Annotated in this window: 21 protein-coding genes; 4 read left to right on the top strand and 17 right to left on the bottom strand. The window is 71.9% G+C overall.

The features are described from left to right. Positions 1-456: 456 nt before the first annotated feature. Genes ACX9MN_RS19175 through ACX9MN_RS19165 form a run of 3 tightly spaced genes read right to left on the bottom strand, consistent with a single transcriptional unit; the run spans position 457 to position 5,025 of the window. Positions 457-3,879: a UvrD-helicase domain-containing protein gene (locus ACX9MN_RS19175; RefSeq protein ID WP_489725102.1), complete on the bottom strand. Its 3,423-nt coding sequence runs from the start codon at positions 3,877-3,879 to the stop codon at positions 457-459. 16 nt (positions 3,880-3,895) lie between these two features. Then, positions 3,896-4,465: a hypothetical protein gene (locus ACX9MN_RS19170; protein ID WP_489725101.1), complete on the bottom strand. Its 570-nt coding sequence runs from the start codon at positions 4,463-4,465 to the stop codon at positions 3,896-3,898. Beyond that, positions 4,462-5,025, bottom strand: coding sequence for a hypothetical protein (locus tag ACX9MN_RS19165; protein WP_489725100.1), 564 nt, complete (start codon positions 5,023-5,025; stop codon positions 4,462-4,464). The genes ACX9MN_RS19170 and ACX9MN_RS19165 overlap by 4 nt, the downstream gene beginning before the upstream one ends. A gap of 198 nt (positions 5,026-5,223) precedes the next feature. Here ACX9MN_RS19165 and ACX9MN_RS19160 point away from each other — a divergent pair, with 198 nt between their 5' ends. The 4 genes from ACX9MN_RS19160 to ACX9MN_RS19145 all read left to right on the top strand — a co-directional run bounded on the left by ACX9MN_RS19160 (position 5,224) and on the right by ACX9MN_RS19145 (position 9,734). Continuing rightward, positions 5,224-6,486: a nucleotidyltransferase domain-containing protein gene (locus tag ACX9MN_RS19160; RefSeq protein ID WP_489725099.1), complete on the top strand. Its 1,263-nt coding sequence runs from the start codon at positions 5,224-5,226 to the stop codon at positions 6,484-6,486. Then, a complete protein-coding gene (locus tag ACX9MN_RS19155) occupies positions 6,486-6,956 on the top strand; it encodes a type II CBASS E2 protein (RefSeq protein ID WP_489725098.1) in 471 nt (156 codons plus the stop codon). The genes ACX9MN_RS19160 and ACX9MN_RS19155 overlap by 1 nt, the downstream gene beginning before the upstream one ends. Further along, entirely contained in the window at positions 6,953-7,981 is a 1,029-nt protein-coding gene (locus ACX9MN_RS19150; RefSeq protein WP_489725097.1) for a CBASS cGAMP-activated phospholipase, read from the top strand. The genes ACX9MN_RS19155 and ACX9MN_RS19150 overlap by 4 nt, the downstream gene beginning before the upstream one ends. A 112-nt stretch (positions 7,982-8,093) precedes the next feature. Beyond that, positions 8,094-9,734, top strand: a complete 1,641-nt coding sequence (locus tag ACX9MN_RS19145) for a phospholipase effector Tle1 domain-containing protein (protein WP_489725096.1) — start codon at positions 8,094-8,096, stop codon at positions 9,732-9,734. 13 nt (positions 9,735-9,747) lie between these two features. Here the strand turns inward: ACX9MN_RS19145 and ACX9MN_RS19140 are convergent, their stop codons facing one another. The 14 genes from ACX9MN_RS19140 to ACX9MN_RS19075 all read right to left on the bottom strand — a co-directional run bounded on the left by ACX9MN_RS19140 (position 9,748) and on the right by ACX9MN_RS19075 (position 25,509). After that, positions 9,748-12,084, bottom strand: a complete 2,337-nt coding sequence (locus ACX9MN_RS19140; protein ID WP_489725095.1) for a TniQ family protein — start codon at positions 12,082-12,084, stop codon at positions 9,748-9,750. A gap of 10 nt (positions 12,085-12,094) precedes the next feature. Further along, positions 12,095-13,108, bottom strand: a complete 1,014-nt coding sequence (locus ACX9MN_RS19135) for a TniB family NTP-binding protein (protein ID WP_489725094.1) — start codon at positions 13,106-13,108, stop codon at positions 12,095-12,097. Beyond that, positions 13,101-15,509: a Mu transposase C-terminal domain-containing protein gene (locus ACX9MN_RS19130; RefSeq protein ID WP_489725093.1), complete on the bottom strand. Its 2,409-nt coding sequence runs from the start codon at positions 15,507-15,509 to the stop codon at positions 13,101-13,103. Before ACX9MN_RS19130 ends, ACX9MN_RS19135 begins: the two co-directional genes overlap by 8 nt. Beyond that, a complete protein-coding gene (locus ACX9MN_RS19125) occupies positions 15,506-16,261 on the bottom strand; it encodes a hypothetical protein (protein ID WP_489725092.1) in 756 nt (251 codons plus the stop codon). The genes ACX9MN_RS19130 and ACX9MN_RS19125 overlap by 4 nt, the downstream gene beginning before the upstream one ends. Next, positions 16,258-17,085 (bottom strand): hypothetical protein, encoded by an 828-nt coding sequence (locus ACX9MN_RS19120; protein WP_489725091.1) that lies wholly within the window; start codon positions 17,083-17,085, stop codon positions 16,258-16,260. The genes ACX9MN_RS19125 and ACX9MN_RS19120 overlap by 4 nt, the downstream gene beginning before the upstream one ends. An 11-nt stretch (positions 17,086-17,096) precedes the next feature. After that, the gene (locus ACX9MN_RS19115) at positions 17,097-17,243 is read right to left on the bottom strand and encodes a hypothetical protein (protein ID WP_489725090.1); all 147 of its coding nucleotides are present in this window, start codon (positions 17,241-17,243) and stop codon (positions 17,097-17,099) included. A gap of 328 nt (positions 17,244-17,571) precedes the next feature. Continuing rightward, entirely contained in the window at positions 17,572-17,799 is a 228-nt protein-coding gene (locus ACX9MN_RS19110) for a hypothetical protein (RefSeq protein WP_489725089.1), read from the bottom strand. Positions 17,800-18,474: 675 nt separating this feature from the next. Next, the gene (locus ACX9MN_RS19105; protein WP_489725088.1) at positions 18,475-18,894 is read right to left on the bottom strand and encodes a hypothetical protein; all 420 of its coding nucleotides are present in this window, start codon (positions 18,892-18,894) and stop codon (positions 18,475-18,477) included. A gap of 421 nt (positions 18,895-19,315) precedes the next feature. Continuing rightward, complete coding sequence (locus ACX9MN_RS19100; protein WP_489725087.1) at positions 19,316-20,203, bottom strand: 3'-5' exonuclease; 888 nt, start codon at positions 20,201-20,203, stop codon at positions 19,316-19,318. 4 nt (positions 20,204-20,207) lie between these two features. Next, on the bottom strand, positions 20,208-21,173 hold the full coding sequence (locus ACX9MN_RS19095) for a metallophosphoesterase family protein (RefSeq protein ID WP_489725086.1): 966 nt from the start codon (positions 21,171-21,173) through the stop codon (positions 20,208-20,210). Next, positions 21,170-23,119 (bottom strand): AAA family ATPase, encoded by a 1,950-nt coding sequence (locus ACX9MN_RS19090; protein ID WP_489725085.1) that lies wholly within the window; start codon positions 23,117-23,119, stop codon positions 21,170-21,172. The genes ACX9MN_RS19095 and ACX9MN_RS19090 overlap by 4 nt, the downstream gene beginning before the upstream one ends. Positions 23,120-23,180: 61 nt before the next feature. After that, entirely contained in the window at positions 23,181-23,975 is a 795-nt protein-coding gene (locus tag ACX9MN_RS19085) for a metallophosphoesterase (protein ID WP_489725084.1), read from the bottom strand. Positions 23,976-24,007: 32 nt separating this feature from the next. Continuing rightward, on the bottom strand, positions 24,008-24,460 hold the full coding sequence (locus ACX9MN_RS19080; RefSeq protein WP_489725083.1) for a hypothetical protein: 453 nt from the start codon (positions 24,458-24,460) through the stop codon (positions 24,008-24,010). A gap of 89 nt (positions 24,461-24,549) precedes the next feature. Next, the gene (locus ACX9MN_RS19075) at positions 24,550-25,509 is read right to left on the bottom strand and encodes a hypothetical protein (protein WP_489725082.1); all 960 of its coding nucleotides are present in this window, start codon (positions 25,507-25,509) and stop codon (positions 24,550-24,552) included. Between the last annotated feature and the right edge of the window lie 267 nt (positions 25,510-25,776).

Below are 25,776 nucleotides of genomic sequence, written 5' to 3'. Positions count from 1 at the left end.
CGGCCGCAATAGGCTCATCACTGCTGGGGCAGTGGCGGAAAACACTTCCGCTTTCGAGAGTCGTTCGACCGCTCGTGTACGACTGCGTTGGGTCGGTAGGAGCCCGTCCGCTATTGCAGCGGGCCTTCTTCGAAGCGGGCACTCCGCTTCAGGCCCTCGCGGTCAGTCAGGGACGATCACGCCGTCGGTAAGCGGACCCTCCGAAGGTTTGAGAAAAATCGGAAGCGGCTCCTCACGCGGTCAAGCCGATCCGGCTTGCCCCAGGTCGGGCGAATGGTGCCACCAAGTCGCGGCTTAGGTGACGGCTGATCGGGTACTTTGTGGCGTGCGGTCGGCACTTTACCGGTCAAACGAGCGGCATGGCTCACGATTTCCATGTCAGGCATCTAAGACGGGCCCGACGCAGGCGGCTGCGGTATCGTCCGCAGCCTAATCACGACTTGGTCCAGCCGTCGGCTACGCCCCATCGGGACGGCGAGCCGCGAGGATGCCCGCCGGTACGGGCCCGCAGGTCACGTAGTGCGGGCACCGCGGGCAGGCCCTCTCGTCGGGTTCCGGGGGGAAGTCGCCCGCGAGGATGCCCTCCGCGATCAGTCGCAGCTTGCGCTCGCGGTTCGTTCGCTTCCTCGGGGTCAACGGGATGTCCATCACGCCGTCCCCGCTCAGGTGGATGGCCTCGACCCGCGCACCCGGGCCGTGGCGCAGGCCGGCCGCCATGAGATAGGCGGCGTAGACGAGGTCGTCCTCCTCTTCCTTCCTCCTCCGGCCGGTCCGCACCCTTCGGTAGACCGTGGCCGCCCCATCGCCGCGCACCTCGTCGGGCAACACGACGAGGCCGAGGCCGCCGAGATCGATGGCGACGGGCTCGCGCAGCCCGGGGACATGTCCTTCCCGGGTTCGCATGAGCGCCTCCACCAGTTCGAACCCCATCCGTCGGAGCTCCTCGGCATATCCTTCGGTCGGTCCCTTCTCTGACCAGACCGCGTCGAAGCGCGCCCGCACCGCCTCAAGCGAGAGGCCCCAATTCCGCGCGTCCTCCCTGAGCCAGCGCAGTACCTCGTGCACCACGTCGTGCATCCTGACGAAGGGGGTCGAGCGGCGACCGCCGGCCGCGCCCAGCACGTGCGTGTAGAAGAAGCGGCGGGGACACCGGTCGTAGAGTGAGATCTGCTCGGCGGTGAAGGAGGGCGGCCCCTCCCACGCGACGCCGATCCGGTGACGGTCGGGCTCGGGCGCCTCGCGCAGGTGCAGCGGCGGTTCGGGCACGTCCCGCACGACCTCGGCGACCTTGTCGAGGAAGGGCGAGAGCGGGCGCCCGCTTCCGTTCGCCTTGCGGCGCGCCGCGAGGAGGGTGAGGTGGCGGCGCGCCCGGGAAGCCGCGACGAAGAAGAGGCATTCCTCCTCCTCAGCATGCCCGCGCCGGACTGCGTCCACTCCCGACAAGCCCTCGGCGCCGGCGACGAGCCCGTCCGGGGGCGGGCAGCGCGGGGTCCGGCCGCCGCTCGGAAATCCCTGGCCGACCATGCCGGGGATGTGCACGGCCTCGAACTCCAGGCCCTTGCTGGCGTGGACGGTCATCAGGCTGACCCCGTCCATCGCGGCCGCGGCCGCGGGCATCTGGCGGAGATCCCGCTCCTCGGACAGGAGGACCAACCGCCGCGTGCGGTCCAGCAGGCGCTGGATCGGGAGCCCCTGGCCCGGCGGCAGGTCGCGGCAGAACGCGAGGAACTGCCAGAGGGCCACCATCCGCATCCGGTCCCGGGTCCGAAGCGGCGGGCGGGGATCGGGCAGGAGGTGCCGGCGATCGAACAGCAGGCGGCAGAGCGCCTCCCAGGGGTGGCTGGCCGCGCCCAGGCCCTGAAGGTCGGCCCGGAGGTTCGCCAGCGCCGCCGCCGCCGGGGCGCCGAGCGGGGCCGCCGATTCCGTCGCCCATGCCATCGGCTCCTCGCGCCGCGCGAGGACGCGCTGGAGACGACCGACGTCTTCGAGCGGCATCGCGTACCGCGGCATGCGCGCGACCCGGGCCAGCGTGCCGGCCTTGGGATCGACCAGCAGCGCCAGGACGGCGAGCAAGTCGCGGATCTCGTCCCGCTCGAACAGGGTGCCGAGAAACAGCACCGGAACGTCGCGCCGTTCGAGCGCCGCCGCAACCGCGGCCAAGCGGGCGTTGCCTCGGCAGAGGACGGCCTGGTCCCGAAAGTCCACGCCGTGGACCTGCCGCAGTTCGAGGATGCGGGCGGCGACCGCGGCGGCCTCGTCCTCCGGGCGTTCGACCGTGCGCGTCTCGGGGTGCGCGTGCGAGGCACCCGCGTGGGCGGTGAGGTCGAGCGGGAGGACGCCGCGCGAGGCCGCCATGTCGGTCGCGAAGGCCGAGAACGCCGCGACGACCTCCGCCGACGAGCGGTAGTTCACCGTCAGGCGCCCGATCCGGCGCCCGGGGAAATCGGCCTCGAAGGCCGTCATGTTGGCCGAGGAGGCGCCGCGGAACCGATAGATCGATTGGCGGGAGTCGCCGACGACCCAGAGCCGCTCGCCTCCGCCCGCCAACGCCTTGAGCAGCCTGACGCTCGCCCGGTTCACGTCCTGGTACTCGTCGACGAGGATGTGGCGGTGCTTGGCGCGCAGGATGTCCAGGGCGTCGCGGTCCCGCTCCAGCAGGAGCGTCGGCCGCATGACGAGGTCGCCGAAGTCGAGCCGGCCGAGCCGCCGCATCTCGGCGTCGTAGACGCGGTAGACCGCCGCGACCTCGATGGCCTTCTCGGCGCGCAGCCGAGCCTCCCCGTCGTCGCCGGCCCGTTCCGCCATCCGCTCGGCGAGGGCCATGTACGCGTCCGGAAGCGTGAGTTCGTCCTTCGCCCGCGACACCGCGGCGAGGATGTCGCTCAGTTCGAGCGTGGGGTCGTGCAGGTTCCGGAAATGATGGAGCGGCAGCCGGGGAACGAGATCTTCGAGCATGCCGACGGCGTCGGCCTTGTCCACGAGCCGCGGGTCGTCGGGCAGCCCTTCGCGGTCGTGGAACTGCCGCAGGACGTCGAGGCCGAAGCCGTGGAACGTGCCGATCCAGGCCGCGGCGGCCGCCTCGGGCAGGCGAGCGGTCAATCGCTCGACGAGTTCGCCCGCCGCCTTGTTCGAGAAGGTGAGGACGAGGATCTCGGATGCGGTCGCGCCCCGGTCGAGGAGCCGTTCGATGCGGCTGACCAGCGTGCGCGTCTTCCCCGTACCGGGACCCGCCTGCAGCAGGAACGGAGTACCCTCGTGGAAGGCGGCGGCCCGCTGGCTGTCGTCGAGCGGACGCCCGGCCCCGGCACCGGGCTCGGCACGCGGCCGGTGCTCCGGCAGCAGCAGGCAATCGGCCAACTGCTGGAAGACGAGGGCTTGGGGCAGTCCGGTAAGGCGGACGATGTCCTCGGCACGGTGCCCATCCTCCAGGAAGAGGCGGCGCGCCGAGGCCCGCGGCAGGACCAGCTCGCGGGCGAACAGGTCGGCCTGCAACTCCCGACGCTCGCGCCGGCCGTAACCCTCGACCTTCTCCACGCCCGTGGCGGCGGCCTCCACCGCGCGGCTCGGGTCGATGTCGCCGTCGACGATGACCTCATCGGGATCGTGCAGGACGGCGTGTCCGAGCTCGTGCCCCGCGAGCAACGCCTTGGCCATCGGGTCCCCGCGATCCTCGCAGGCGATGGCCGGGAGGCTCGGGTCGTAGAGGCCGCGCCCGCCGCGAAGGTAGGCATCGCCGGGGCGCAACCAGCTGAGATCGATCTCGTGGGCGTCGATGGCCGCAACTACGAGATCCAGCGGTCGGAGCGGATCGGCGCCGCCCTCGACCGCCGCCGCGTGGACCTCCGCCGCCCTCGACCTGACACTCTCGAATGCGTCCACGGCGGCGGTATCCTTCCTAGAGCGATGCCAGGTGCCGCTTCTGCTCGTCGCTCAGCCCGGAGCTCTCGATGGCCTCGGCCAGCGATTGCTTACCGACGGCCTCGGGCTTGCCGTCCGACTTGAACCGCGCGGCCGCGGGCACCCGCGCGGGCCCGGCGAGGAAGCGGGCGAGCTCGCCCGCACCGGTCCCGAGCGCCTCGGCCAGACGTGCCAGGAACCCGGCACTCAGATCCTCGACGCGGACGAGGCGATCCTTGAGCCGCCCGAGGAAATTCAGGTTGCAGCCGAACCTGCGCGCCACGCCGCGCAAGCCGCCGTCGGCCCGCACGGCGAAGGGGTCGATGCCGCCTTCGGCCGTCGACGCGGCCGGTGCGGCATCGGTCGGGGCGGGGCACGCGTCGGCGGCGCAGGCGGCATGAGCGCGCTCGAAGGCGGCATCCGCGATGTCGACGAGTGTGTCCGGGTCCTCCCCGATGGCGAGCAGCTCCGCCTTGAGCTCCTCGGGGGAGGCCGCCAGGATTCCCTCGATGTAGAGGTCATCCAGGGCGTCCAGGAACCTCTCGTCCTTGGTCGTCTCTCGGTTCATGATCTCCATCCTTTCGGGTAGCGGAGGGAGAGCGCCTTCCTGATGCGCTTCTTCGCGTAGTCGAGATCGCCCTGTGCCAGCCCGGTGCGCTCCCGAAGCGCCTTGCCAGCGAGCTCGTCCCTGAGGGCTTCGAGCACCGCGAGTTCCTCCGGCTGGTCCCGGAACATCTCGAACACCTCCCCGATGATCCTCGCCCTCTCCTGGGCGTCGATGATGGCGTCCTCCGCGCTCCCAGCCCTCGGCTTCTCGCCAAGCCGGGCGCGCATGTGGGCGTCGACCTCCTCCGCGTCGTCGGTCGTGACCGACCGCTTCTGCCTCTCCCGCTCGTGCGAGACGAGGCTGCGCATCACGCCCACGAGGTAGGCGACGATGTTCAGCTCCCGGCCGCACTGCCTCGTGCCGAGCAGGGTCCGGCAGATCGCCTCGTTCAGGAGGTCACCCGGGTTGAGCGCGGTGCCCCCGCACAACCGTTTCGCGATGACGACCAGTTTCTTGCGGTCGTCGCGCGACAGGTCGCGGTAGGCCGCCCCGAATTCCTCCGGGCTGAGGTCATCGCCCACCCGTTCGCCCCCGGCTCGCCTCCGAAGCCGACCGCCCGGCCAAACGTCCGACCGACATCCCCTATGCCCCCCGCCCGCGATTTTCAGAATCCGCGCCGACCAAATTCTGAGACGCGAGCTTGGCCGGCATACCTCGGCAGGATGCCACGGACGCAGGGGTTTTCAACCTCGACGTGTGCCCAGCCAAGGAGCGAATTCATGAATCACTTCCGCCACCCCCCCGACATCGACCCCTTCGCTGGCGCGCTCGATGCGATCATGGCCGACATCGCCATCTCGGTGCAGCTGCCGCCGGGCCTGCACGCGAAGGCGGCCGGGCGCTACGAGGCCATCCGCGAGTTCGCGGAACGCCCCGGCACCCCGTTGAACGGGCGCATCCTGCGCTTCTACCCGCAGGGCAGCATGGCCATCGACGCGACGACGTCGACGCGCGGCACCGACGACGAGTACGACCTCGACATCGTCGCGGCGCTTGACCTCGATCCGCATGCCGATCCGGACGCGGTGCTCGACCTGCTGTACCGCTCGCTGGAGGGGTACCCGACCGGCCAGAAGGTCGAGCGCCAGACCCGGTGCGTGACCGTGCGCTACGCCGACCGGATGCACGTCGACGTGACCCCGGCGGTGCGCCTGGGACACGGCGCGGAGCGGGTCAGCCACATCTTCCACGCCCACCCGGACAAGCCCGCGTCGGAGCGCTTCCACGTGCCGATGAACGCCTACGGCTTCGCCGAATGGTACCGGGCGCGCACGCCGCTGGAGCGCCGGTTCGCGGCCGCCTTCAACAAGCGGCTGCACGAGGCCTACGGCATGGAGGTGCGGGCGGACGCTGAGGTCGACGAGATCCTCGACCAGGTGCCCATCATCGTGAAGGCAGTGGCGACCGTCGCCCTGCAGCTGCTCAAGCGCCACCGCAACGTGGCCTACGCCGGGGCCACGGGGCGCATTCCGCCCTCGGTGATGCTCTCCTGCTTCGCGGGACAGGCCTCGCAGCCGGGCCTGCCGCTCACCGACATGGTGATCCGCCTCGCCCGCACGGTGGCGAGCGCCCTGCGCGCGGCCAGCGCCCGCCGCGAGCGCATCAGGGTGGTCAACCCCGTCCACGCGGAGGACTGCTTCACCGACCGCTGGCCGGAGAACCTCGCCCAGCAGGACGAGTACGCCGCCAAGCTCACGGACCTCGCCGACGGCCTCGCGTGGATCAAGCAGCACGGTTCGAGCCTGGAGGACATCCAGGAGTGGCTGCGGGAGCGCTTCGGCAGCCACGTGGTCTCGACCTCGGTCCGCCGCTTCAACGACAGGACCGGCCGGGCGGTCCAGTCCGGGCTCCACGCCTACACGCCGCGGGGCGGCCTCTACGTCCCCAGCCGTCCGGCGCTGGTCGGCGTCGGCGTCGGCGGCGCGGCCGCCGCGGCGCCGGCCCGGGCGAGCGCCCACACCTTCCGCGGGGGGCGCCGGTGATGAGCGCCTTCCCCTCCATCGCCGACCAGGACCGGGCCATCCGGGCCTCCTGGCCATCGTTCCGGCTTGTCGAGCGCTCCGAGCGGACGGCGACCTGGCTCGGCACGCTCAAGCCTTTCATGCTCGCCTACGAGGTGCGGGTCTCATACCGGGTCCCCCTCGTCGTCGAGCGCATCGCCCCCCTGCGGCAGCAACCCGAGGTCCGGGTGATCTCACCGCCCCTCCGACGCCGCCCGGGGGATGGCGAGGGCCCGCTGCCCCACGTCTACGTCGATCGGGCCGGCGACCCGGTCCTCTGCCTGTTCGACCACGAGACCGGCGAGTGGACCCCGTTCCGCCTGATCGCCGAGACGACCATCCCCTGGGCCCTCGACTGGCTCGGTTGCTACGAGGGCTGGCGCGCGACCGGACGGTGGTCCGGGGGCGGCCGGCATGCCGAACCCCCTGCCGCCAAGGAAGCCGGACGATGAGCTACGTTCCCCCGCGCCGCTCCGACGGCACCCAGCAGGACCGCAGGCAACCCCTGCCGTGGCCCAAGGACCGGCCCTTCCGGATCCTCTCCGTCGACGGGGGCGGCATCTGCGGCATCCTCCCGGCCGCGGTGCTCGCCGAGCTTGAGGGCCGATTCCTCGAAGGGCGCTCGGTTGCCCGGCACTTCGACATGATCGCCGGAACCTCGACCGGCGGCATCATCGCCCTCGCGCTCGCCCACGGCCTGACGGCGCGCGAGATCCGCGACGTCTACGTCGAGCGCGGCGGCAACATCTTCCCGCCGCCGTCGCGGATCGAGCGCCTCACACGGTTCGTGCGCCAGCGCTACCGCTACGTCTACGAGCGCAAGCCCCTCGAAGACGAGCTGCTGCGGATCTTCGGGGAGACCACCTTCGGCGAGGCCCGGACCCGGCTCTGCATCCCCGCCTTCGAGGGGTTTCATGGCGAGCCGTTCGTTTTCAAGACGCCCCACCACCCCGCCTACAGGAAGGACCGCTCCGAGCGCATGGTCAGGGTCGCCCTGAGCACCGCGGCCGCCCCGACCTACTTCGAGGCCCTGTCGAACAACGGCTACGTGATGGTCGACGGCGGCCTGTGGTCGAACAACCCGACGATGAACGCGGTGGTCGATGCGCTCGCCTGCTTCGATATCGACCGCGGCCAGATCCAAGTGCTCAGCCTCGGCTGCGGGGAGACCGCGTTCAAGGTCGACGCCAACAAGACCTCCGGCGGCATGATCCAGTGGCGCGGCGTCATCCAGGCGGCCATGAAGGCTCAGTCGCACAACGCCCTCGGGCAGGCGGGTCTGCTCATCGGTCGTGACCGGCTGACGCGCATCGACACGCCGGAGAGCGCCAACCCCATCGCGCTGGACGATTACCTGCGCGCGAAGGCGGAGCTGCCGGCCATGGCCCGGGTCCTCGTCGAGGGCGCCGGGCGCGAGATCCGGCGGAGCTTCCTGGCCGACGAGGTCGAGCCGTACACCCCGTGCCCGGTCGTCTGAGGCCGCCCGGGTGCGCCCCGAAATCTGAAACCCCGTCCCGGGCGGCATTTCTGCCCAGGACGCCGATGCGGCCGTCGCCCATCCCGGGCTCCGGCGTTCCGGAGGCAGGCGGATGCCCAAGAATATCGTGGTCTTCTCCGACGGCACCGGGCAGGACGGCGGCGTCCGCCCCGAGCAGCGCGTCAGCAACGTCTACAAGATGTACCGGGTCTGCAAGGTCGGGCCCGAGAGCGGCATCGACCCGGCGGAGCAGGTCGCCTTCTACGACCCGGGGCTTGGCACCGACATCGGCGCCACGGCCCTAACGGCGCCGGTGCGGTTCGTGCAGAAGATGGCCGCCTCCCTCTCGGGGCGCGGCATCACCACGAACATCGCCGACTGCTACCGCTTCCTCATCGACCACTACGAGCCGGGCGACCGCATCTACCTGATCGGCTTCAGCCGCGGGGCCTACACGGTCCGGTGCGTGGCCAACCTCCTGATGTACTGCGGGGTGCCCACGCGGGGCGCCGCCGGCCCGCTACTGCGCTTCCGCAAGATGACGCGGGACATCGCGCGCGAAGCGGTCGAGACGGTGCTGGAGCACGGCGCCGGCCATCCGCGCGCGGACTTCGACGCGGAGCGGCACGAGCTCGCCCGCCGGTTCCGGGCGCGGTACGGCTCGGACCACCCCGACGGCGGCGGCAAGTCCAATGTCGAGCCGTACTTCATCGGGACCTTCGACACCGTCGCGGCGCTCGGCGTCGCGGGCCCGAAGCGCACGCTGATCAAGGCCGGGCTCGTGGCCGCGGCAGTCATCCCCCTCGGCATCGCCATCGCGGTGACCGCCTCCCTGGTCGGGGGCGTTTCCTACCTGTTCGACGGCTCCTTCTGGAAGGCGGACCTGATCACCGCGGGCGTCCTCGTCGCCGCGTCGGCCGGGGCCGCCCTCACGGTTCGACGCCGGATCGTCGCCGCGAGGACCAAGACCATCGCGGATTGGCCCGGGCCCGGCCAATCGAAGAGCCACGTGGCGGAGTGGAAGGGCGAGAACTTCGACCGCCTCCTGAGCGCCCAGGTCGGCTACGCCCGCGCGGCCATCGCCATCGACGAGCGGCGCAAGGACTTCGACCGCGTGAGGTGGGGCCCCACCGAGGCCTGCCCGCCGCGGGCGCCGGGCGCCCCGGACCAGTTCCGGCAGTTCTGGTTCGCAGGCAACCACTCGGACATTGGCGGCAGCTACGAGGAGACCGAGTCCCGGCTGTCCGACATCGCGCTCCGGTGGATGCTTGAACAGGCCGTCGGCGTCCCGGACGGGCTCAAGGTGGACGAGATGCCGCCCGTCGCCGATCCGCGCCACCCGGTCGAGGTGATGCGGATCCCGCGACTGCGCCTGCACCCGTCCGCCGCCGGCGCGCAGCACTGCGAGGTGGCGGGCATGCGGGACGCCATCGAGGCGCGTGTCTCGGCCTCGTGGGTGCCGGGCTGGGTGCGGCGCTGGGCGCAGGGCAGGACCTGGGAGGCCAAGGACCGGGACATCAAGCCCGACGCGACGGTGCACCCGAGCGTCGACGAGCGCTTCCGCCTCGCGTCAGTGGTCCAGTGCGACGGGGCCGCGCCCTACCGCCCCGCGGGGCTGGCGCACCATGTCCGGTTCAGGCCGTTCTACGGAGATCCGGTGGCGGCCGCCGCGGAGCCGTCGAGAACTGTCGGGACGGGGGCGCCCACCCAGGGGCAGGCCCCTGACGACCGAGGCCGTGGCACCACGGGATAACCGGACGGCGCGTTCACGTCGCGGGCCGGTCAGATCGGCCCGCGGCGGACGGGGCCGGCCGCGCCGCTTTGACGGTCCCGGGCGCGGCACCCGCCCGGACCTGCGGGAAGTTCGCACGCAGGTATTCGGTGCTGGCGACCGTGCGGGCCACGAGATCCGGCCACGCGGCCGGGGTCGCGAGTTCGGGAGCCGGTACGGTGTCGATAGTTTCGAGCCGACCGGCCGCCTCGCGCCATCGGAGCCGTCCGCCCGGGCCGGCATGGTCCTCCCCGAGCGGGCGCGCCCCGCGGGTGAGGACGACCTCGACCGTCGCGCGGTCGGGCTGCGCCGCGATGCGGATCGTCAGGTCCCCGGCGGCGCTCGACAGGGTCAGGCCACGGCTCCGCCCGACGAGCTTGAACGTGCCCTGCCGTGCCAGCGCGCGCAGGAGCGCGGCCTCGAACGCGGGGAGGCCGCCGCCCGCCGGGTCGTCGGGGTCGAGGGACAGCCCCAGCGCCGCCCGGGCGCCGGCGCGTTCGACCATGTGCGCGACGCTCCCGTCCCGTTGCGCGACCTGCAACGTGACGGCGCCGAGCCTCTCCAGGATCGGCCCGGCCTCATGGCCCGAGCGCGTCGCGCCGGCGCCCGCGGCGTACAGGTCCGCCGGCGCCCAGGTACGATGGAACGCGTCGAGGGCGGCCTCGTCGATCCGGCGCCAGCCACGCCCCCCGGAGCGCACCGGCAGGTGACCGCCGTCGATCAGGCCGTCGACCACCTCGACCCTGCATCCGAGGACGGTGGCGGCCTGGTAGCGGCTGAGGCCGGGGAGCGTCCGCAGGGCCGCGCGCGCGGCCCGCATCCCATCCCCGCGGTACCGATTGGGGTCGGGGACCAGGAGGTCGCCGACGCTCGGCCCGGTCCTCCCCCGCGGGGCCGCGTACCCTTTCAGGATCGCCGCGACGGATCGCGCCGGATCGGTCTTGCAGGTCCGCTTGAGATCGGCCAGCCGCAGGTGGCCGTCCGGCACCTCGGTCGCGGTCTCGACCTTGTGCAGCAGGCGCGCCGCGAAGGCGGACAGGTCCTCCGGACGGAACCGGTCGCGGCCGGGCCCGGACCCGATGCGGACGAAGCGGGCGATGATGCCGGCCGCGACGAGGGCATCGAACGTGCCGCGCGGGACCCCCAGCGCGTCGGCGGCCCCGTCTCGGTCGAGGAGGGAGGCCAACGTCCGCTCGACCAATCCCGCCTGCTCCGGGCTGAAGGCCCGGTAGCGCACGCGCGCGATGCCGAACTGCCGCTCGTGGATGCCGAGCGCCTCGGAGACGCGGCGAAGCCGCTCCTCCGTGAGGCCGAGCTCACGCGCCAGGGTCGGGACCGGCAGCCAGCCCGCCTCGCCGGCGTACCAGGCATCGCAGGTCGCCGGCGAGAAGTCGCCCCGCTCGACCGCCACCCTCCGCAGGCAAGCGGCGAGGATCCCCACGTGCGAGCCCTTCTCGGTGTCCAGCGCTGCGCCGATCCAGCCGAAGCTCGCGCCCTTGCCGCGCCCTTCGCCCCGCCCGTCCTTGCGCGCCGCCCGCGCGGCCGCGACCTCGTGGAGCAGGGCGACGAGCGCGTCCGTCCCACGGGCCAGCACGCCGTATCCGGCCCGGTTCACGGCGGGCAGGTCGAAGCCCGTCGTCACGCCGACGACCGGGCGCGACCGCAGCGTTCCCCCGAGGGCGATCCGCCCGACGAGTTCCACGGCGTCGAGCGCGTCGCCCAGGGTGTCGAGACCGTCGAGCAACGGGACCGCTGGTGTCCCGCATACGCCCAGCCGGGCGAGGACGTAGCCCTCCAGGGACGGGCGCGGGACTGGGCGCCGCGGCACGCCGTACCGCAGCAGGTCCGTGCCGGTCGGGGCGCGCGTGAACGAAGGCGACCACCACGGCACGGGGTGGCCTGAGGCGTCGCAATCGACGACGTCGAGGTCGTGGTCCGGGCAGCGCGCGAACGCCGGCATGTCCCACCATACCCGGTGGTGAGGGCTCTCGGCGAGGCAGGCGGGGCAGAAGCGGCGCCGGCCGACCTGCCAATGCCGCCGCCGGATTTCCTGGCCCATGATCGCGACCGACGTCGGGGAGACCGCGGGGGTGGCATGGATCAGGCTGTCCTTCCCCGAGATCGGGAAGGACAGCGCGAGCTCCAGGCACTCGGCGGGCTGGATGTCCCGCCCGTTCAGCCCGTGCGAGTTCAGCAAGACGGCGACGCTGCCGATCCCGTTCATGGCCCCGAGGCGCACGACGTAGCCGTGGGCGGGCTCGCCCGGGTGGGGCGGCCCCCAATCGGGGAGCGGCGGCTCAAAGCGCCCGTGCAGGTCCGTGAAGGTCCTCATGCGGGCATCCTCACTTGACGAAGGCGCCCTGCGCCGGATCCTTCGGCTGCAAGGTCGGCTTGGGCTGCGCGACGCGGGCCGGGGCCTGGTCGATGTCGTCGCGGAAAGGGTTGAAGCTCATGCCGACCGGCCGGATCTCGTCCCAGGCATCGGCGAAGTGCCCGACCTCGACCCGCTGGGCGCCGTCGTTGAGCGCCCGGCAGCCGGCCATGAAGACGAAGTCCTTCAACTGGCCGATGATGCCGTCGCTGACCCAATAGAGCCTCGCGGCATACCACTTGGACCCGAGCGTTGATTTCGTCGCGAAGGGCAGCCGGCCGTCGATCTCGGCGCAGAGCAGGCGGAAGAGGCCGCGTTCCTCCTCGCATTCCCAGCTGTAGGGCAGCATGATGTGGTGCGGCAGACCGCCTCGCCCCTTCAGCTGGCGGTCCGCCGCCATGATCCGGTAGGTCTCGACCAGCCCCGCCGCGGCGACGTTGAGCGTCCCGAGGTTGAGGATCTTACGGACCAGCCCCTGGCAGTCCTTGAGCGCGCCCGGCCGCGCCGTGGTGAAGGCTTCCTGGACCTCATCGAGGAGCAGCAACTGCACTTTCTGCCTGACCAGGGCGTTCAGGACGTTGCCGAAGAGCGCGTCGACCTTCATCCGGGTGACGTCGCCGGCGTTCAGCACGCCCGCCACGGCCGTGACGAAGCCGGCCTTGTTGCAGCCGACCGGCAGGTCGACATACGCCACCGGCCGCACGATTCCCTCGGTCCCGGTCAAATCGGCCGGGAAACCGCGCGCGTACCGCTTCAGCGCGAAGCTCTTGCCCGTCCGCGGGTCGCCAGCGAGCACGAACAGCGACCCGGTGTCCGGCAGGCCGCCCTTCACGGGCCTGTGGAACCGCGCCACCGCCGCGGTCGCGGTCTCGAAGCGGTCGTGCCCCACGAACAGGTTCTTCATGATGAGCTGGCGCTCGCTCGCCGGCTTGGCCGCGCGCTCGGCGCGACCGAGGGTGTCGCCGTCCCGATGGGTCTCACTCATCGCCCGTCCTCCAGTTCTTGGTGGCCCTGAGGGCCGCGAGATCGTCGTCGAAGTCGTCCGCCGGCTCGAAGGCCGGCGCAGCGGCGACGGGCGCCCCCGGTGCCGGGTCGGGGACGATGGGCGGCCCTCCGGTCCCGGGGCCCTCCGGTACCGGGACCGGAGGGGGCGCCGGGGGCACACCGCCGTGCGGGGGCGCCAGGGCCAACGGGCGCCCGTCCTCGGCGGCGGAGGGCCCCGACGCAGGCGGCAGCCGGGGTTCCGGCGCGGGCGTGTCCGGCACCGCGGCCTTCGGACGGCGCGCGATGGCCAGCGGGTCCAGGTGCCCCGCCGTGGTGGCGGGTAGCGCCGGCGTGCCCGGTCGGACCTCGCTGCGGAAGCGCCGCTTACGCTCGGCGTCGAGGAATCGGGCGAGGCCGCGGTGGACGGACTTGCGCTCCGGCTTCGCCCGCGCGGCGGCGGCCGCGTCGCCGAGGAGGTCGAGCGCCCGCATCAGGGCCTCGAAGTCGAATGCGCCCTTGACCATGCGGCGGGCGTTGGCCACGGCGAGGTCGTGGACGTGCCGGTGGCGCCCTTCGGCGTAGGCGCGGTGGGCGCCCGTGGCCGGAACGGTGATGATGCGCCCGTCCCGGTCGTACGGGTCGATCACGTAGATCCGGCCGATGTCTTCGGGGTCCCGCGCGCACTTGTAGCGCGTACCCTCACCATCCTCCCGCGCGTTCCTGTGCCCCGGGTTGGTGATCAGCGAGATCAGCTCCGGGCATTCGTACTTGACGTAATCCCAGACGATCCCGTCGTTCTGGATCGTGCGGTGCTCCCATTCGCCGCACAGGGCGACGAACAGCTCGGCGGGCGGCAGCGGGCCGCTGGGATTGTCAGCGGCGGCCTCGTTCCAGACCCGGAGCGGGATGTCGCCGATGCCGCGCAGCAGGCCCAGGCCCTTGGACTTGTGGACGTTGTGAACGTCGCAGATGAAGAACATCAGCAGCGCCAGGAACTCGGACTGCCGGAGCTTGGCGCGGTCCAGCACGTCGCTGTCGTGCTCGCGCCGCTCGACCGTGTTGGACAGCGTCGTGCCCGGAAGCACGTGGACGAGACCAGTGTTCAGGTAGCCGAAGAACCGCTCCAAGGCGCCCTTGAGCCAGGGGCACCGCGGCTTGAACCGCGGCTTGCTCATCTTCAGCTCGCGCGCGGCGGCCCTGATGTCGTCGCCGATGAAGTGGAGCGCGTTGTCGACCCACAGGTTCTCGATGCGGCCGTAGCACGGCCAGGGCATGCGCACCGCCGGGAAGCCCGACATGTCCTTCGGGTAGATCGCGTGCCGGAGGCCGGCGACGAAGCTTGCGAAACTGGGCGCCTCGAACCCCAGCGACGCCCCGATGATCATGCCGGTCTTCCGGCAGCGGAAGATGATCAGGTCCGGCCGGCCGAGGACGACGTCGCTGTCGTCGTCGACGAGCAGGATGTCGAGGGTGCAGTGGTCGACCTCGACGTCCTGGTAGGGCCGCGCGGGCAGCGGCTGCACCTGATAGGTGCGATGCATCTTCGCCGCGTACTCGGGCCCCTTCCGGTAGTAGTCCCGGACGTACCGGTCGATGCCCTTGCATCGGCGCTGGAACGTGCGCAGCGAGGGAGCCACGATCAGGTCGAGCTCCTCCTCGGTGAGGTGCCGCGCAAGCTTGCGCTTGTAGGCCAGGACCGACGTGACGACCTTGGCGTAGGCCATTTCCGTGGTCATGTTCGGGCTGAGCCAGCGCCAGATCCCCCTTTCCAGCGCGACTTCGCCCACGTGCCCGAAAGGCTTGCGTCTGTTGCCCTTGTGCATGTGCCGGTCGACGAGGCAGGCCTTGCCGTGGATGTCGCCGAGCGTCATCCAGAGGTCGACCCAGTTGAGCGCCGTGGTGAAATGCGGCGCCTTCTCGCCCTTGCTCAGCGCCACCCGCAGGATCACGGGGTCCAGCGCCGGCTTCGAGCGCCGGAACTCGTAGGGCGCCCGAGGCCGCGCCTCGCCCTCCACGTGGCCCCGGATGCAGGCGTTGACGTAATCGAGCTTGCGGTCCGCCTGCGCCTCCTGCTCCTTCGTGAGCCTGAGGCGGTTCGGCAGCGGGCCCCGCGCCTTGCCGTACTGGAAGTTGCCGGCGACGAGCCGCGCCTCGCCGGTCGCCGACAGGAAGGCGAGTTGCTGGTCGGTGAGGAAGATCACGTCCTTGTCGTCGACGCGCAGGAACTGGAGCTTGCCGTCGAGTCGACGCTCGAACTCGCAGGTCCTGCCCTTGAGGCTGTAGATGTCCTTGCTGCGCAGATCGAGCGGCCGGGTGACGGCCTGGTCGTGCGCAACTTGCGCCGCGGGCGGTCCCGACCACGGGCCGGGATGGGCGGAGGGGACGGGGAACGGGGCGTTCACGCCATCACCTCGCGGATCTCGGACCGGAACGAGAAGGGCCGGGCGAGGTCGAGCGCGATCTCGCCCCCCAGCGCCAGGTTCATCACGGCGGTGTAGGCGCGGCACTCGCCGGGCCGGTCGTTCAGCCGGGCGGCCCGCACCACGGCCGCGATGGTGGTCGGCAGGCCAAGATCGACCAGGGCGTCGCGGACCCGCAGCAGGGCGACATGGTCCGGGACGATGTACCGGTGCCGCTCCATGACCTGGGCGTTCGAGAGCCGGGGCTCGGCCCGGATCTCGGCCTCGTCCAGGGTCAGGAACGTAACGCCGTGGTCGAGGCGGTAGGCTTCCTCGATGTGCGGCTGCCGCCGCGTCCAGCCCGGCCGGCCGGCGATGAAGTGGGCCTTCGCGTCGATCACGACGATCGCACCGGCCCGGTAGCGGCACACCACGTCCGGGACGTAATCGTGCCTCTCCTGGCCACCCCGGCCATCCGGGATGTAGTAGGTCAGCACGTGCGGCTCGACCGCGTAGTGCGCGATGTCGGGGTTGGCCCCGAGGAGCGTGCGCAAGTCGCGCTCCAGGAGCGAGCGGAAGGGCGCATCGCCGAGCGCCTTGTGATCGCCCCCGTCACCGTCCACCGCGCACAGGTAATTGCGCCGCTTCACCTCCCGGACGACGGGCGCGCCGGGGAAGAGGCCGAGGTTCGCCGGCGTCGCCGACGACTTGAGGCGAAGGGGCGCCTCGTCGGCATCGTTCCTCCCGATGCTCATGCCGCGGCAACCCGCATGATGCGGGTCTCGGACCCGAGCGGCCGCCTGAGATCGAGCCTGATGGAGCCAGCCAGGGCGAGCTCCATCAGGCAGGCGAGCGTCCGGTCGATCCTGCGCGCGGGGAAAGGTCTCGCCGAACGATGGAAGCGGGCGACCGTGGTGGTCAGGCCATGACGGATCAGGGCCTCGTGAACCCGTTCCAGGTCTGCCTCGGCCCCGGGCCCGGCGCGCTCCTTCAGCATACGGGCGCGATTCTCGCGCAGGACGCGCGTGAACAGGGTGTGTTCCGTGAGGACGCGGAAATCCACGCCCAGCGTGCGGTAGGCGGCTCGCACCGCCGTCTCGGTCCTCTGCCAATGGGGGGCAGCCCTGTCGCGCTCCCAGGTGGCCAGGAAGGTGTAGGCGACGATGCCGCCGTCGCGGCGGCGGGCGACGGTTTGGGGGCGATGGCACGCATCCCGGGCACGGCCATCCCGATCCACCTCCTGGTAGTGGAGGACGTGGGCGAACGGCACGACGAGGGTGTTGACCGGATCGCACAGGGCCATCGTGAGACCGGCGGTCTCCAACAGGCTCGTCGTGATCGCCAAGCCGCCCGGCAGCTTCTCGTGGCGCACGACATCGGGCACCCAGGAGCGGGCGGCTCGCACGGTGCCGAGGGATCGCGGGTCGGGGCCGAGGCCAAGGTCGTGCGGCACCGCGAACGGCGTGCGGGAGCTTGCGAGCGCTGCGCCGTCAGCCTCGGCGATGACCGCCTTGAGGTGCCGGGCGGTCGGCGGGGGGACCGGGGCGACGCGCGTCGCGAGTGGTGCCTGGGGCTGCATCCGATCCCTCCTCAACCCATGAGTTCGCAGAAGACGCCGAGCACGGCGCCGGTGGCACTGTCGGTGGTCACGTTCAGCGAGGGCCGGCGGGCCCGGCCGCTCCCGTCGATGACGACGAAGTCGAGGCGCTCGAAGTCGAAGGTCGCCTCGACGGGCATGGAGATGGCTTCGTCCGCCGCGTCGTAGGATCGGGCCCGGACCGACGAAGCGGCCCGAGGAAGGCGACGGGCTTTCCGGATGTCGCGCGACGACGCGGGATCCGGGGCTGTCTGGCTGAGGGAACAGCTGGGGTTCGTGGCCTTGGTCTTCGTCGACCGATCCATGGCAAGGTTCTCCCGACCCGACGGGGCAGGGTGCCGCGCGGGGTGTGAAGCTGAGGGTCTGGGACCGCGCAGATGCGCGGCTCGGGTCGATCAAGAGGCGCGGCCTTGCCTGCGCCGCGGGCCGGCGGCCGGTCCTCGTCGACCGGCTGCCGTCGAGGATCGATCAGCCGTCGCGGTCGCTGTCGCTGGCGGCGGGGAGCGCACGACCGCGCTCCCCGGACGGCCGCGCGGGAACGGCGTCAGGGATTTCGGCCGCCGATCCGCGCCGGTCGGGTCGGCCGGCCACGGCGGCGGGGTCGACCGCCGGGGCGGCGCCCAGCCGCCGCGGCGCGATATGCTCCGGCAGGACGATGCCGACGCGGGTGAAGAGGTTGGGGATGGGGGGACGCATGGCACAGGTCTCCTGTCGCCTCCCGACGGGGTCGGGGGCGCGGGCTCAGGGGATGCGCGGAGTGGCCCCGGTCGGCTCCGTCCTGTTCTCGGGGATCCAGGACTGGAACCGCCCCCCTAGGCAGAGGGAGGGATGCACACGGCGCGGGTTCTCATTCAGGGACGATGACGTCGGGCCTCGGCGAACCCCGTCGGGGCGGCCGAGACACGGATCGGGCGACCGATGCTCGATCCGTCGTTGTCGAAGCCATGCGGCGTCCCTTCGAACGGGACGGCCGCAGCGCACCTGTGGAAAACCACCGTGCCCGCTTGCGGCCGGAGCGGCCGCGCGGTAACAACGAGATTCCACAGGCGTCGCTTGGCGCCTTTTGTTCGCTTCGAACGGAGTGGTCGTCACGGTGTTTGCGCAGCGTGACGTCGATGTGGTGTTTGGAAAGTATTGAATACGGCTGGTACGCAGGTGGTGCTGCCCCAGCAGGTAGTCGTACGCGCCGCGCACGGCTATTCGGAAGTTGCACGCAGGATGCCCCCATCCTGCTTGGCGCGTCCACGAAAAGCGTCCGACCTCGCGTCGGGCGCTTTTTCGTTCGGCGGGGCCCGTGCCCCCTTGAGCTTGGCGCTCGATCCCATTCTCACTCCTCCTGCATCCTCGTGGGCCGGGGGCAGATGTGACGGCTCAGGTCTGCCCCGATCCCGGGCGCCACCGTCCCGTCTTGGGGTCCCGGTGGGCACGTCCGGCGAGCCTTAACTTTGTCTTGTTTTTCTCAGCCGAGTCCTTGGCAAACCCGGCCTTCACGACGACGGCGTTCAGCTCCCCGCCGCTCAATCCGAACGGTTCGGCCTCGGCCAAGGCACGCAGGATCAGTTGGGGAACCTCTCCCGCGAGCAGGGTTTTGGAGCCGCCGTCGACCGCCTCGGATGACTGCACCGTCGTGCCGCCACCTTGCAGGGCCTGATCGACGAGCTGGATCTGGAGCCGAAGATCCTCGACCTCACGGAAGTGAGTCAGGCTCGCCGCGGAATACGCCTCCTCCTTTTCCTTGAGCCTCCGCTCAAGCCTTTCGCGGAGACCTTGATAATCTTCCGACTTACCCATCGGGTCCCCGAAGCCGACGCCGCCCAGGGACACCCGGGCGCATTCAATCCCATACAGGCTCCGCTCGCCCGAAGCAAGCCTTCCAGTCCTGGACGGGGGGCATCGGCGACGTTTTCCCCTAATTTCCAGGCATGGAATTTCGTCGGAGGCCAATCTCTTGCCCCAACGCATCATGACGAAATCCGAGCCTCGCCCGTATGCTTGGACGTCGACAGAGGTGCGATCTTCTTGCCCGATCTGCGTCGAGCCCGCTCTAGCGTCGACCACTAGGCGATCCAGCCAGCGGGCGCGACGGCAGATCCGCGCCAGCCGGCCAGTCCTGGACTCCCTCGATGCCGGTACTGGGAGCCGGCATCCGCGAGGCCCTCACATGCCTGACGTGATTCGCCCTGGAGGAAGGGAAATGCCGCGGCGCGGCCGGTCAGGCCCCGTCTCCCACGAACATCGGGGCGGGGCGGGACGAGCTCATCCATCGGTCGAGGAAGGCGCGCAGGTGCGGGCGGGTCCGGCCCTCGGCCGCGAGGTAGTCGACGAGGCTGCGCAGGCTCGCGTCGTGGCCATCGGCATCGGTCTTCCCGCACAGGAGCGCATGGCGGACGTACAGGGCCATGGTGTTCACGGTGTCGGTCTCGCAATAGGCACGGACGCCCGCGAGGTCGCCACGCGCGATCTGGTCGGCGACGTGGGCGCCGTGCTCGCCCGCCTTTCCGGGCAGGCCCAGCGCGACCGCGCACTCGTCGAGGCCCATGCGCGGGGAAGCGCCGAAGCCCGAAAGCACGTCCATCAGGTCCGTGTGCCAGTCGGCCGCGTACCGGCTGCCGTACCCGTTCCAGCGGTCGCCGCGGCGGTACCAGGCCTGGACTGGGATGCCGTGGATCAGCGCGCGGGCCTGAAGCACGGGCAGATCGAACCCGCGGCCGTTCCACGTCACGACGCGGTAGCGGCCGGCCGCGAAGAACTTCCAGAAGGCCGTGAGCAGTTTCCGCTCGTCCCAATCCTCGTTACCGCCGCTTCGACACTGCCGAACCAGGTAGCGCTCGTGGCCGGTCGCCGGATCGACCGCGATGCGGGCCTCGACGTAGGAGATGGCGACGATCCGGTGCCCGCAGGGTTTCGGGAACCGGTCCGGCTCGACGGCCGGCAGCCCGGGGTCGGCGACCGTCTCGATGTCCAGGCAGAGGAGCGTGTCCGGCGCCTCGGGCGCACCTCGCCGGTCGCGGTCGAAATCGCGTCGCCGGGTCGGCAGGGCCCGGGCGGTCGTCGAGGCGGGTTCGGGGCCGGGCGGTGTTTCGGTGGGATCATGCGCCATGCGATCAGGCCTCCACGATGAATGTCGGGTCGAAGGGCGCCCGGCCGCATTCCCAGCCGGAGACCCGGGGGTTGGCGACGATCCGCGTCCGCCCCACCGTGACGTCCACCGCACCGGGCACGTGGCCGTGGATCCAGAGGGCGGGCGCGCCCCAGCCGTCCATGAGCCCCTCCAGGTCGGAGGCGAGCGAGGCCCCGATCCACTCGTCGCAGAGGTCGGGCAGGACCTCGGGCGGCAGCGAGCGTATGCTGGGGGCGTGGTGGCTCACGACCACCGCGCGGTCGCCGCGGCGCGCGTCCCGGACGAGCGCGACCGGCGACGCCCGGAACCCAGTAGACTGGACGACGATGGACCCGAGCGAATCCTCAATGAAGGCGCGCGACCGCGCGTGGGCGCCGCCCGTGTCATGGGGCAGGTAAGGAATCGTGCCGGCGCGGCGGATGCGGCGGCAGTCGCGCGCGTTATGGCGGGCGTGGCCGCGGGCGAGGGTCGCCCGCCGGGCCCCGTGCAGGGCCCAGTCGGTCCACAGGGTGGCGCCGAGCAGGTACAGGCCCGTCCCACGACCGTCGTCGACCCGCAAGGCGTCGTCCGAGAGGAGCGTGATCCTGGCCCGGGCCGCCAGGTCCCGCCCCCGCGCGAGGGTCTCGCCCACGTCCCCGCCGCCCCAGTATTCGCGGTTGCCCGGCACCAGGACGACGGGTCGGGAGCCCTGCCTGCCGCCGAGGCTTTGCGCGAGCCACTCCACCGACCTCCCCAGGTCGTCGGCGACGTTGCCGGCGACCACCAGGACGTCGAAATCCGGGAGGGGGTCGGGCAGGGCGAAGGGAGGGCGGTCGGCCGCTGTCCGGTCGACGGCGAGGTCGGACATCACCCAGAGCCGGTACCGTCGCGGCGGCGTCGCGGCGCGGGTCGGCTCCGGCGCGGGGACGGCGCCCAGCCCCGCCGCCCGGGGATCGGCGTGCCTGGTCATCGGCCGCCGTCCCCCGCCTGCCGGGCCCGGCCGGGCCGGGCGTCGCCGATGAACCGGCGCAGCGCGTCGCCGCTCAGCACGCGCCGGTCGAGCAGGGCCTCCGCCACGGCCTGCACGGTTTCCTGGTGTTCGGAGACGAGACGCTCCGCCTCCGCGCTGAGGCGTGCGAGGTCGGCCTCGACGGCCGCGCGCAGGGCCGGGTCGCCGCCGAGGGTGCGGCCGAGCTCCTCCATCGGGCCACGGTAGGCGAGGCCGGCGCCGAGCCCGAACGAGCCGTGGATGCCCGCGACGAAGGCAGTGGCGCGCGCGAGGTCGGAGTCCGCGTCGCCGCCGGAACCCGCGCTCGCCTCACCCAGGAAGACCGTCTCCGCGGCGCGGCCGCAAAGCAGGCCGACGACCATGCGCTCCAGGTCGTCCCGGGTCGGCAACGGGCCGAGGCGACCGCGCATGGCGGTGCCGCCGGCCGCGGTCTCGCGCAGGATCAGGTCGACCTGATCGACATCGGCGATTTTCAGCAATTCGGCGCCGACGGCATGGCCGGCCTCGTGAAGGGCGCTCCGCATTTTTTCCCCGGCCGTCCGGGTGTCGGGCGGCGCGACCGCGCCCAGCAGGTCCTCCGCCCGCATCGGGCGCTCCTCCGCCCGCGCCCTGGCGCGCGCCTCCCGGACCCACGCCACGACCTGGGCGCCGCTCGCGCCGAGGCCGAGTTCGGCCACCACGGCAAGGTCCAGCTCGGCGAGGTCGCCGCCGAGATGCTGCCGGAAGATGGCGGCGAGGTCGGATGCGGACGGGCGCGCGATGCGTAGGACACGATTCAGCCGGCCGGGGCGTACAAGGGCGGCGTCGAGGCGCTCCGCGTGGTTGGTCGCACCGATCAGGCACACGCCGGCGCCTTCCCGAGCGCAGCACTCATCGATCTTCAATAGGATATGGGTCACGACCGGCGTCCACCACGAGGAATTTCTTCCATCCATTGAAGATCTACTTGGTATACTATCGATTTCATCGAGAAATATTATCGAAGGCGCTCGCGAATAAGCTTCCTCAAACAGAATATCTACATATTTTACCACGCCGTCCAAGTACCCGTTGGACTGGGTGAACCATGTCGAAACCGAGCTGACCAGCAGCGGAAGTCGGGCAGCCTTGGCAAGAGAACGGACGTAGGTAGATTTTCCTAGTCCGGGTGTCGAGGCCAGGACCACGTTGCGGTCGAGCGCCTCGAAGGAGCCGATCCGCCCCTCCCGCCAAGCTTCCAGGTCGTCGATCAGGCGCGTGCCCCAGGCATGGGCTGCGCCGAAGCCGCGCAAGGTCGCGAACGGGGGTGCGTCCGCGGTCTGCCGGTCGACGGTGGACCGGGCCCGGGACGCCGCCGCGAGGCGGTCGACGCAGGCGCGGGCGGATCCGGCGCGGATCGCGGCGCACAGGTCCCAGAGCCCGAGCCCCGCCGCCGCGAACGGGGGCAACTCGGGGGCGCGCTGCCCGGTGGCGGCGCGGATTGCCCGCGCTAGGACCTCGTTGGAGGGAACGCCGACCCGGTAGCGCCCGTCGGCGGCGGCGAGCAGGGCGGAGGGTAGGTACCGCCCGCAATCCTGCGAGATCCCGAGAACCCGGCCGCCCTCCGAGAGGCGCTGCGCGACGGTGTCGTTGCCGCGCTCGGGGCGGTCCTCGCTGCGGGCCGCGCCCGTGCGGGCATGGACGGTCGGCCACGCCCCCAGCGCGGCGCAGGCCGAGCGAATGGGCTCCACCCACTCCGCGGACGGCACCTCGACGACGAGGGCGTAGGTCTTGGCCCGGGCGATGCGGCGGCGTTCGGCGGCCGGGATGGCCGCCTCCAGGGCGAAGACGGCCAGGGTCTCGACGGATGGTGCGCGCCGCCCGCGCCGGTCGAGGTCGGCCTCGCCCTCGTCGAGGTCGTCGCGGAAGTAAGTGAGGTCGTCGATCATGGATGGTCCCCCGTCGTGCGGGTCGGCGGCAGTCGGCGGCTGGGGTGCGGGCGGCCCCGGTTCAGAGCTCGACCACGAGCCCGGGGTCGAAGTTGGCGGTCTCCCCCGGGTAGCCGAGCGGGTTGCACACGACGCGGGTCGCGCCGAGGCGGTAGTCGAACGAGGTATGCACGTGGCCGTGCACCCAAAGGTCGGGCCGCCCCGCGGCGACGAGCGCGTCGAGGTTCGAGGCGAAGGCCGGGTTGAGGGGGTGGCCGGCGTAGGGCGGCGCGACCGAGCCGGGGCTCGGCGCGTGGTGGGTGACGACAACGTGCGGGCCGCGCCGACGGTCGGGCGGATCGCACTCCAGGAGGGCGCGCTCAAGGAAGCGCCGGGACGCGACGTGCAGCGCCAGCGCCTCCTCGGGCCGGAAGGGCTTCCATCGGGGGTCGCGCGACCAGGCGATCCTGCGATGGTCGTTCAGCCCCGCGCGTGCGGCATCCATCGCGGCGGCGCGGCCGGCGATGCCGTCGAGGGCATAGTCGGTCCACAGCGAGCAGCCCGAGAACGTGCAGCCGCCGAGCGCGACGGTGTCGTCTTCCAGGAGGTCGATGCCCTGGCGTGCCGCAGCCCGCCGACCGTGGGCGAGGTCCACATCCCTGGTGCCGCCGTAGAATTCATGATTCCCCGCCACCAACACGACCGGCATCGCGGGGCGGATGGTGGCGGCGAGCCAGCCGATCGTGTCGGCGAGGCCCTCGCCGACGTCGCCGGCCACCACCGCGACGTCGGCGTCGGGGATGGCCGCAGGCGTCCAAGGCCTCGCATAGGCACGGCGGTGAAGGTCGGAAAAGATCCAGATACGCAATCCTTGCATCTCCCAGGTTCAGCGATGCCGGCGGGCGGGGGTCACCCCCGCTCAGGCGAAGTGGGGCGAGGACCGGGCCAGCGACGGCCCCAGCGCTCGGCGCGGTCGAGGAGTTCGCCCGACCGGGGATGCCGGTGCGCGAGCGCGGCCAGCCCGTGCGCGAGCACGAGTGCGGCGGTTGCGTCGCCCCGCGCGGCGTGCACGAGCAGGCCGCTCATGGCGAGGTCGGCGGCCGGCGTGCCGGGCGGGTGGCCGTGAATGACGTCGATCGCCGCGGCCACCATCGCGGCGGAGTCCCCACGCAGAGCCTCCGGCCAGCGCCGGTGGTGCAGGAGCAGCCCCGACCCGAGGACGGCCCGCTCGACCTCGGCGACGGTCGCCGGCGGGATCTCGCCGGGGTCGCACCGTCGCCAGACCGCCAGGACCGGGCATGCCGCGGAAGCGACCTCGGCGTCCCCCGCCGGCCTCGCGCTTTCCCCTTCGGTAGCACGCATCCGCTTGCCTCCCGGTCGGACATGGCTCCGCCGTCCAGCGCACGGCCGGGCGGGGAGGAAGCGGGAAAGGGGTTGGGGTTCAGGCCGGCCTAGTGAGGCGCGGCGCGGCCCGGCGCGGGCGAGCCCAGGCGGTAGTACCTTGACATCGACCTCGCCCAGCTCTTCCCGTCAGAGGCGTAAAGGTCGGATGTCGTGATCCTCCGTCCGTCCGGGATGTTGGGGTGCCCGTAAACCCGGCCGGTGAGGATGCGGACCTCCCGGCTCGTGGTCCGCCACCCCTCCAGGCGCGGCGCGTCGGCGAGATCGTCCGGGACCGGCTTGGTCCCGTCCCGGATGCCCTGGAGCTCGTCGGCGAGGTCGTGCAGGCGGTCCCCGGCCTCGCGCTGGTCCGGCTGACGGGCGGCCGCGAATTCCAGCCCGAGCGCGGCGGCGTATGCCTGAGCGTCGACCGCGTCCGCGCCGGGGTCCGCCGCGACGAGGCGCAGGGCCGCGAGGACCGGCAGGCCGGCCGCGAGGGTCCGCGCGGTCCGGTCGCCCTCGGCGACGCGGGCCGCCTCGGAGCGGCTCATCGCGGGCAGGACCGCCGGCAGGACCCGCGGCCGCCCGGCCGCGGCGCAGACCGCGAGACGCGCCATCGCGGCCGCGAAGGCCGCCGCGGCCGGGGCGCCCCCACCCCGCCCGCAGCCGAGCAGCCAGACCGGGGCCGGCCTGCCCGGGAGCGTGCCGCCGGCCTCGGGCGTGTCGGCGTCGGTTCCCGCATCGGCATCGGCGAGGGCGCAGGCCGCCATGTGCTCTTCGAGCGGCGTCGGGCCGACGACCATCACCGCCACGTCGATGCGGGATCGCAACGCGCCGTCAGCGAGGCACCGTTCCGGGAGGTCGAGGATCACGTGGCCGACGGCGGCCGCGGCGACGATCTCATCGACGAGCAGCGCGTCGGCCTCGCCGGCCGCCGCGACGGCATGTTCCGCGACCGTCACCTCGTCGGGACGGTAGCGGCGCTCGGGGAGGGCCGCCTCCCCGGGCAAGGTGACGCGGACGAGGGTCACGGCCTCGCCGAGCGTGGCGTGGGCGTCGGCGAGGATCAGGGCGGTGTGCGTGGCGTCCGTGCGCCCGGCGCATCCGAAGGTGGCGCTGATCAGGGGAAGCCTCCGTGAAAGGCACGAACGCCGAGCGGCCGCGCGGCGAGGCTGCCGGCGGATCGGTGGCGTCAGACGTGCGAGATTGAGGAAGCGAATAATAGCGCAAAAACGAACATCAATTCAATAATATTCGTAGACGCGCAAGTCTTTATGCACAAAATTCGTCGGTATTCA

The organism is Methylobacterium sp. 1A (assembly GCF_058072805.1).
The sequence above is the reverse complement of the archived record's forward strand: the minus strand, read 5'-3'. Positions and strand labels throughout refer to the sequence as shown.